Origin of the sequence: Kocuria palustris, from assembly GCF_007666205.1 — a bacterium.
Lineage (GTDB): Bacteria > Actinomycetota > Actinomycetes > Actinomycetales > Micrococcaceae > Kocuria > Kocuria palustris_A.
Window position 1 is genome coordinate 1 of the sequence record NZ_VDOR01000027.1, and the last position, 8,258, is coordinate 8,258.

7 protein-coding genes are annotated in these 8,258 nt (G+C 71.7%); 5 read left to right on the forward strand and 2 right to left on the reverse strand.

Annotation, left to right across the window (positions count from 1 at the left end; all coding sequences use genetic code 11):
- Nucleotides 1–59 precede the first annotated feature (59 nt).
- Nucleotides 60–1,451, forward strand: coding sequence for a short-chain fatty acid transporter (locus FSY66_RS12230; protein WP_024289466.1), 1,392 nt, complete (start codon nucleotides 60–62; stop codon nucleotides 1,449–1,451).
- A gap of 61 nt (nucleotides 1,452–1,512) precedes the next feature.
- Here FSY66_RS12230 and FSY66_RS12235 read toward each other — a convergent pair whose 3' ends face one another.
- Complete coding sequence (locus FSY66_RS12235) at nucleotides 1,513–2,010, reverse strand: GNAT family N-acetyltransferase (protein WP_024289465.1); 498 nt, start codon at nucleotides 2,008–2,010, stop codon at nucleotides 1,513–1,515.
- A 320-nt stretch (nucleotides 2,011–2,330) separates the two neighbouring features.
- The gene (locus tag FSY66_RS12240) at nucleotides 2,331–2,885 is read right to left on the reverse strand and encodes a TetR family transcriptional regulator (RefSeq protein ID WP_144795351.1); all 555 of its coding nucleotides are present in this window, start codon (nucleotides 2,883–2,885) and stop codon (nucleotides 2,331–2,333) included.
- 182 nt (nucleotides 2,886–3,067) lie between these two features.
- Here FSY66_RS12240 and bioB point away from each other — a divergent pair, with 182 nt between their 5' ends.
- The 4 genes from bioB to bioD all read left to right on the forward strand — a co-directional run bounded on the left by bioB (nucleotide 3,068) and on the right by bioD (nucleotide 8,104).
- Complete coding sequence (bioB, locus tag FSY66_RS12245) at nucleotides 3,068–4,456, forward strand: biotin synthase BioB (protein ID WP_024289463.1); 1,389 nt, start codon at nucleotides 3,068–3,070, stop codon at nucleotides 4,454–4,456.
- A 76-nt stretch (nucleotides 4,457–4,532) separates the two neighbouring features.
- Complete coding sequence (locus FSY66_RS12250) at nucleotides 4,533–6,053, forward strand: aspartate aminotransferase family protein (RefSeq protein WP_144795353.1); 1,521 nt, start codon at nucleotides 4,533–4,535, stop codon at nucleotides 6,051–6,053.
- Complete coding sequence (locus FSY66_RS12255) at nucleotides 6,050–7,186, forward strand: aminotransferase class I/II-fold pyridoxal phosphate-dependent enzyme (protein WP_024289461.1); 1,137 nt, start codon at nucleotides 6,050–6,052, stop codon at nucleotides 7,184–7,186. The genes FSY66_RS12250 and FSY66_RS12255 overlap by 4 nt, the downstream gene beginning before the upstream one ends.
- A gap of 93 nt (nucleotides 7,187–7,279) precedes the next feature.
- Nucleotides 7,280–8,104 (forward strand): ATP-dependent dethiobiotin synthetase BioD, encoded by an 825-nt coding sequence (gene bioD / locus FSY66_RS12260; RefSeq protein WP_137803218.1) that lies wholly within the window; start codon nucleotides 7,280–7,282, stop codon nucleotides 8,102–8,104.
- Nucleotides 8,105–8,258: the final 154 nt, after the last annotated feature.

Consider the following 8,258-nt stretch of genomic DNA (forward strand, 5'->3'; position numbering starts at 1 on the left):
CCCGGCACGCGTCGTCGGCGCCTACCCGTCAACCCTCCTCAACGAAGAAGAGGCCCGCCATGAGCTCCCCCGACCGTTCCTCAACTCCTGCGGCGACCGCCGACCCCGTGCTTGCCCGGGCCATGAAGCCCGTGAACTACGTGGTGGAGCGGTTCATCCCCTCCGCGCTGATCTTCGCGATCGTCCTGACACTGGTGGTTGCGGTCATGGCACTGGTCCTGACCGACTCCGGCCCAGTGACCGTTGTCATGGGGTGGGGGACGGGACTTTCGGGGCTGCTGGAGTTCATGACCCAGATGGCGCTGGTGCTGCTGCTCGGCCACGCCCTGGCGAGCACTCGGCCGGTTCGGGCGCTTCTCGCACGGCTCGCCGGCATCCCGCGGTCGCCGCTTGCGGCCTACGTGTTCGTGTTCGTGATCGCTGCGGTGGCGTCACTGATCACATGGGGCTTCGGCCTGGTGGTCGGCGGTCTGCTCGCGCGCGAGGTCGCCGCCGGGTTCTCGCGCCGCAGCAGGCCGGTGAGCTTCCCCATGCTCGTGGCCTCCGGCTTCTCCGGCTTCGTGGTGTGGCACATGGGCTACTCGGGCTCGGGGCCGCTGACCGCGGCAACTCCCGGCTCGTTCATCGAGAAGCAGGTGGGCCACGTCATCCCCATCTCGCAGACCACGTTCTCGTGGTGGAACATCACGGCTACGGTGGCCACCGTGGTGCTCGTCGCCTTCGCCCTGTGGCTCGTGGCGCCTCGGGCCGTGCCCGCGAGTCACGCGGTGACCGCAGACGCGCTCGCCGAGTCCGACCAGCGCATTGCCACCCCCGAGGTGGAAGTGCCCGCCGACCGCCTCGACGCCTCACGCATCCCCACCCTGCTCGTGGGCCTCGCCCTGGTGGCCTACCTGGTCATCCACTTCACCGGCGGCACCGTGACCCTGAACATTGTGAACTGGATGTTCCTGGCGCTGATCTTCCTGCTCTCCCGCAACGCGTTCGAGGTCATGGCGCTCGTCAAGAACGCCGCCTCCAACGTGGGTGACATCCTGCTGCAGTTCCCGCTCTACGCCGGGATCATGGGCATCATGACGGCCAGCGGGCTCATCCAGGTGCTCTCGGACTCCATCGTGGAGGTCGCCTCCCCCCAGACCCTCGGCTTCCTGGCCTTCCTCTCCGCGGGTCTCGTGAACTTCTTCGTCCCCTCCGGCGGTGGACAGGTGGCCATCCAGGCGCCCATCCTCCTCGACGCCGCCGCCCGCCTGGGCGTGGACCCGTCCGTGATCATCATGTCCGTGGCGTACGGCGACCAGTGGACCAACATGATCCAGCCCTTCTGGGCCCTGCCCCTGCTGGCGATCGCCGGGCTGAAGATCCGGGACATCCTCGGCTACACCACCGTGGTGCTGGTGGTCTCCGGGGTGGTCTTCGGGGCGACCATGCTGATCGTGGGCGCGGGGGTCTGACGACGACGCCGCACGGTCCCGTGCCGCGCGTGGGTGGCGGGGAGCGACGTCGTCCGCGGTCTCACCGGACCATGCGGACCTCGCGCAGGTCCTCCAGCCCGGGATCGGTCAACGAGGCGCTGTCCGCCCGGAACCCGTTGCGCTCGTAGAAGCGGATGGCGCGTGGATTGGCCTCCGCGACCCACAGCTGCGCGGGCTCCCCGCCGAGAACGGCGTCGAGCAGGGCCTGTCCCGCGCCCGTGCCGTGGTGCTCGCGGAGCACATAGAGCAGGTGCAGGGCGTGCTCGCGGGCGGGGTCGTCTTCGCGGGGCTGCCCAGTGCCCGCGAAACCGATGATCGTCTCGCCCACCACGGCCACCCTAACCCGTACACGGCGGGACGGTTCTGCGAGCATCCGGGTCCACGTCTCCTCCCGACGGCGCAAGGCGTCGTCGTCGAAGAACCGCTCCGGCACGAGCCCGGTGTACGTTTCCCGCCACGACTGCGTGTGCACTCTCGCGATCCCCGGGGCGTCTTCGGGGACGGGTGTACGCACGGTGAAGGGGGTGCCGGTGGTCATGCAGACATTCTGGCCGCCGCCCGCACCGGCTGACACCCCCGGACGGCGGACCCGGCGGTGGAGAGGAGCGCGCACGCGTTCCCACCACCTGCAACAACGGAGCAAGTGCAGTTCCGGGGTCGCAGTTCTGCGTTTGCTCCGTAGTCGCAGGGGCGCCCCGTCTGGACCGGCGGCTTCAGCGAGAGCGGTGGCCCCGGCAGGCTCACTGAAGCCCCCTCCCGCCTCCTGCATTAACAGAGCAAGTGCGGTTTTGCGGCCGCAATTCGGCATCTGCTCAGTTGTTGCAGGGGTGCGGGCGGTGGAGGGGGGCGACGACGCCGCTACGCCAGGATCGCGCGCACGCCCGCCTCGAACTCGGCGGCCATCGTGGCGGTGGGGAGGTCCATCGACTCGCGGGTCTGCTGGGCGGTCACGGATCCCAGGGTGAAGCGGACCAGGGTGAGCGCGGCCGTCTCGGCCGGGGCGGGGTCCATGCCCGCGCGGGTCAGCGCCGCGGTGAGCAGGGGTGTGGGCTGCATGCCCGAGGGGTCCAGCGCGTGGGCCACGCTCACCACGTCCGCGCCGTCTCGCACGGCGAGCACCGCGGAACGGAACCGGGCGATGAGGAGGGTGGCGTCGTCGTCGGCGACTGCCGGGGAAGTGCCCGCGGGAGAGGCTCCTGTGGTGGGAGCGCCTGTGGAGGAGGTGCTCAGCCGGGCGACCATGCGCTGCGCGAGGACTGCCAGCAGCTCCTGCTTGTTCGCCACGTGCCAGTACAGGGCGCCGGGCTGCACGCCCAGCTCGCGGGCCAGGCGGCGCATCGAGAGGTCCCCGAGCCCGTAGGTCTGCAGGATGTGCCACGCGGCGTCCACCACCTGGTCGCGGTCCAGTGCCACGGTGTCCCTCCCTGCTCTCGTGCCCGGGTGCGGGCCACGCGGAAACTCTACCGAGCGTACGTGGGGTGGGATCGACGTCGTCGTGACCAGGACAGCGGCGCGGCAGCGCCAGGCCGCGCGCCGCCTCTCGCAACGGCCGCCCGGGAAATTGACAATCCTGAACACCGTTCAATAATTGAACAATGTTCAAGAACCCTGCCGAGCTGGCCGAGCGCGTCCTCGCCGGCGACCCCGTGACCCCGGACGAAGCCCTCGAGCTGCTGCACACCGACGACCCCGGCATGCTGGACCTCGTGGCCGCCGCCGCCCGGCTGCGCCGCGAGCACTTCGGGATGACCGTGAAGGTGAACTACCTGGTCAACCTGAAGTCTGGGCTGTGCGCCGAGGACTGCGGCTACTGCTCCCAGCGCCTGAACGCCGGGACGGACATCCTCAAGTACTCGTGGCTGAGCCCCGAGAAGGCCGTGGAGCAGGCCGAGTACGGCATCCGCGGTGGCGCGAGCCGCGTGTGCCTCGTGGCGAGCGGCCGCGGCCCGTCCAACCGAGAGGTGGGCAACGTGACCCGCACCGTGGAGGCGCTCAAGGAGCAGCACCCGGACGTGGAGGTCTGCGCGTGCCTGGGCCTGCTCAAGGACGGCCAGGCGGAGACGCTGAGCGGCGCGGGCGTGGACGCCTACAATCACAACCTCAACACCGCCGAGTCCCACTACGAGTCCATCTGCTCCACCCATACCTACCAGGACCGCGTGGACACCGTGGAGCGCGCGAAGGACGCCGGGCTCTCGCCGTGCTCCGGGCTGATCGTGGGCATGCGGGAGACAGACGAGCAGCTCGTTGAGGCGCTCTTCGCGCTGCGGGAGCTGGGCTCGGACTCCGTGCCGGTGAACTTCCTCATGCCCTTCGACGGCACGCCCCTGGCAGGCACGTGGCAGCTGAGCCCGCAGAAGTGCCTGAAGATCCTCTCCGTGGTGCGCTTCGTGTGCCCGGATAAGGAGATCCGCATGGCCGGCGGCCGCGAGATGCACCTGCGCTCCCTGCAGCCCCTCGCCCTGCACGTGGTCAACTCCCTCTTCCTGGGCGACTACCTCACCTCCGAGGGGCAGGCGGCAAAGGCGGACCTGGACATGGTTGCCGACGCCGGATTCACCGTCCTCGGCGCGGGTCCGTTGAGGGAGCACGACGACACGGTGCCCGCCGACACCTCGAACGGTGCGGCACCCGAGCAGGCCGCGGCGGGCCAGGCAGGTTCGACGGGCCCCGCGACCACGCCCTGCGGGTCCACGTGCGGAACCGGTGGACCTGCCGGTTCCGATGCCGCCTCGGGCGGCCGTCCGGACCCCTCCGACCCGGTCTCTTCCGGTCAGGGCGACGACGCCGCGGTGCCCTCCGCCGCCCCGGGCCCGGTTCCGACCCCGCCAGCTGCCCCCGCCCCCGTGTCTGCGGCGCTCGCCGCCCTGCTGAGCTCGGGCGAGGGACCCGAGCGCGACGAGGACGACACCCGGGTGAGGATCGAGCTGAGCCCGACCGTGCGGCGTCGCGGTGCGGGGACCTCGGTGGCGCCGAATGCCTGACCCGGCACCGCAGATCACGCACGACACCGCGCCCGCCGAGAGCAGCGGGGAAGCTTCTTGCCCCACCGCGGGTGCCGTGGCAGATACGGCAGAACAGGGTGACGACGCCGCGCAGCCCACCCGCCTCGCCGCCCGTGACCGCGGGCTGCTGTGGCACCCCTACGCACCGCTGGACGGGCCCGCACCCCACGCGGTGCTGGCCGCGGAGGGCGTGACCCTGACCCTGGAGACCCCTGAGGGGGACCGGATCCGGGCGATCGACGGCATGGCCTCGTGGTGGTGCGCGGTGCACGGCTACCGCAACCCGGAGCTGGACCGCGCCGCCGTGGACCAGATCACCGAGTTCTCTCACGTGATGTTCGGCGGTCTCACGCACCGCCCGGCCGTGGAGCTGGCGGAGCTGCTGGTGGAGGTCACCCCGGCCGAGCTGCAGCACGTGTTCTTCGCGGACTCCGGCTCCGTGAGCGTGGAGGTCGCGCTGAAGCTCGCCGTGCAGTACCAGGCGGCCCTCGGGCGGCCGGAGCGCCGTCGCATCCTGACCGTGCGCGGCGGCTACCACGGGGACACCACTGGCGCCATGAGCGTGTGCGACCCCGAGGGCGGAATGCACGCCGAATTCTCCGGGCTGGTGGCGGAGCAGCTGTTCGTGGCACCGCCTCCCGCGGCGCACCCCCGGCGTAGGTCCGGGTACGAGGATTCCGAGGGGTTGCGGTCCCCGGAGAACCTCGGTGCGGCGGCCTCGGACACCGCTGGTTTCGTGCCTTCCGGGGACACCGAAGGGCCAGGTGGGAGCGGCGCGCAGGGCGCGGGAGCGCCGTCGTCGTCCGGGGCCGTGGACTGGGACGCCGACGACGCCGCCGTTGAGGCGTGGATCGCGGACGTGCGCAACGTCGCCCGCGCCCACCGGGACGAGCTCGCCGGGATCATCGTGGAACCCGTGCTGCAGGGCGCGGGCGGGATGCGCACGTACGACCCGCGGTGCCTGCGGGTGCTGCGAGAGCTGGCGGACGAGCTGGACCTGGTGTTCATCGTGGATGAGATCGCCACGGGCTTCGGCCGCACCGGGAAGTGGTTCGCCAGTGAGTGGGCGGACGTGGTCCCGGACGTGATGTGCGTGGGCAAGGCGCTGACCGGCGGATACATGTCCCTGGCGGCGGTGCTCGTGTCCGAGGCCGTGGGAGCGGTCATCACGGCGTCGGAGCAGCGCGCGCTGATGCACGGGCCCACGTTCATGGCGAACCCGCTCGCGTGCGCCGTGGCCCTGCAGTCCGTGCGGATGCTGCGGGACTCCTGGTGGGCGAACGTCTCCCGGATCGAGGAGACCCTGCGGGAGATACTGCCCGTGGCGGCGGAGCTGCGCGTCGTGAAGGACGTGCGGGTCATCGGCGCCGTGGGGGTCGTGGAGTTCCACGAGGCCCCGGACCCGGAGCTGCTCACCCGCGCGGCTCTGGAACAGGGGGTGTGGTTCCGCCCGTTCGGACGCCTGCTCTACACCATGCCCCCGTACGTCTGCACGGACGAGGAGGTCCGCACCATCGCCTACGCCCTGCTGCGGGCCGCGCAGGAAGTGGAGCTGACGGGCGGGGGATGGGCATGACGGTCGGTCCCCTTGACGACTGGCTCCGCGCTCGCGGCGAGCAGCGCGCGGAGGCGGGACTGCGACGTCGGCTGCGGACGCCGCCCCGGGCGTGCGTGGACCTGGCCTCGAACGACTACCTGGGGCTCTCCCGGGACCCGCGCGTGGTGGCCGCCGCCCAGCACGCGCTGGGGGAGCACGGCACAGGCTCTCGGGCCTCCCGGCTGGTGACCGGAACCCTGGGGGTCCACGAGGTGCTGGAGCGCGAACTGTGCGAGCTCACTGACCAGCCCGTCGCGCTCGCGTTCTCCAGCGGGTACGCCGCGAACACCGGGGTGCTGACGGCGCTGGGGGACGCGGACACGCTGATCGTCTCGGACGCCCACGCGCACGCGTCCCTGGTGGACGGGGCACGGCTGTCCCAGTCGCCGGTGCGGATCGCGCGGCACGCGGACGTCGCGCACGTGGCGCAGCTGCTGGCGGAGCGCGCGGAGGCGCGCGCCGTCGTGGTCGTGGAGTCCGTGTACTCGGTGTGGGGCGACCACGCGCCGCTCGCGGAGCTGGCCGCGCTCTGCCGCGCCGAGAACGCGCTGCTGCTCGTGGACGAGGCGCACGGGATCGGGGTAGCGGGCGGCGGCCGGGGGCTCGTGCACGAGCTTGGTCTTGCGGGATCGCCGCACGTGGCCGTGACCATGACGCTGTCCAAGGCGCTCGGCGCGCAGGGCGGCGCGGTGCTCGGGTCCGAGGCGCTGCGCGAGCACCTGGTGAACACGGCGCGCCCGTTCATCTTCGACACCGCCCTCGCGCCCGCCTCTGCCGCTGCGGCCACGGAGGCCGCGCGGATCGTGCGGGCGCACCCCGAACTGGTGGAGACCCTGCACGAGCGGGCGCGGTTCGTGGCCTCCGCGCTGGGCACCCCGCCGGCCCGCGCGGCGGTGCAGTCCCTCCCGGTGGCCTCCGCGGAGTCGGCCGTGCGGGCAGCGGAGGTGATCCGTTCCCGGGGCGTGGTGGTGGGGTGCTTCCGCCCGCCCTCGGTCCCGGACGGCATCAGTCGCCTGCGCATCACGGCTCCCGCGGACATGGAACTACACGTTCTGGCCCGGGCGTTGGACACCGTCCGGGACGTGGTAGGGGACGAACCGCAGGGCGTGTGAGGGGCCGCTCACCCTGCGGAGGAACTGCCCGCCGCCGCGTCAGCCACGTCCAGCGCACGTGGCCGCACTGCTTTCACTCTGACAGGAGAGACCATGACCACCAATCCCCTGGGCGACCTCGTCGCCTCCCTGGGCCACGCCGTCGTCGTGACGGGAACCGACACGGACGTGGGCAAGACGTACGCCACGGCGGCGCTCACGGTCTCCGGGTGGAACGTGGGCCGGCGGCGGATCGCGGTCTACAAGCCGCAGCAGACCGGGATACGGGGCGGGGAACCGGGGGACGTTGACGACGTCGCCCGGCTGGCTCGCGCCGCCGGCGTGCCTTCCGAGGCACTCACCACCGCCGAGGGCCAGCGTCTCACCGAGCCGATGGCCCCGCCTCCCGCGGCGGCGATCGACGGGGTGGAGCTGCTCCCGCTCTCGGAGCACGTGATGAAAATTGTGGAATTACAAGAATCCCACGACCTCGTGATCGTGGAGGGCAGCGGGGGTGTGCTCGTGGAGCTGGACGGGGACCGGCGCACGATTGCGGACCTGGCAGTGGCGTTGCAGGAGGCTTGTGGGGAGCCAGGCGGGGCGGCCCAAACGGGCCGAGCGGCGGCCGAAACCAGCGGCCAGTTGAGTTCTCCCGAGACGTCCGAGCCCGTGAACGCGGTGGAACGTGACGGGGGGACGGTGAGCACTGTGCTGGTGGCGCGCCCGGACCTCGGGACGCTGAACCACACGCTGCTGAGTCTGGAGGCGCTGCTGCACCGCGGCGTCGAGGTGGCCGGGGTGGTGCTGGGCAGCTGGCCCGCCGACCCCGACCGCCTCGCGACCTCCAACAGGGAGTACCTCGCGGACCTGCCACCCGTCGCGGGCCGACGCGTTCCCCTCCTGGGCGCGGTTCCGCGTGGTTGGGGCGGGGCCGCATAGGAGCGGACGGGCGAAAAGAGGGGGACCGCCGTCGTCGTCCTAGCCACTCCGCCCACCCGAGCAGGCACCGGCTGCAAAAACTGAGCAAGTGCAGATCCGGGGCCCCAAAACTGCACTAACGGAGCAAACGCAGGCCCGGCGGCGCAGGTGTGCA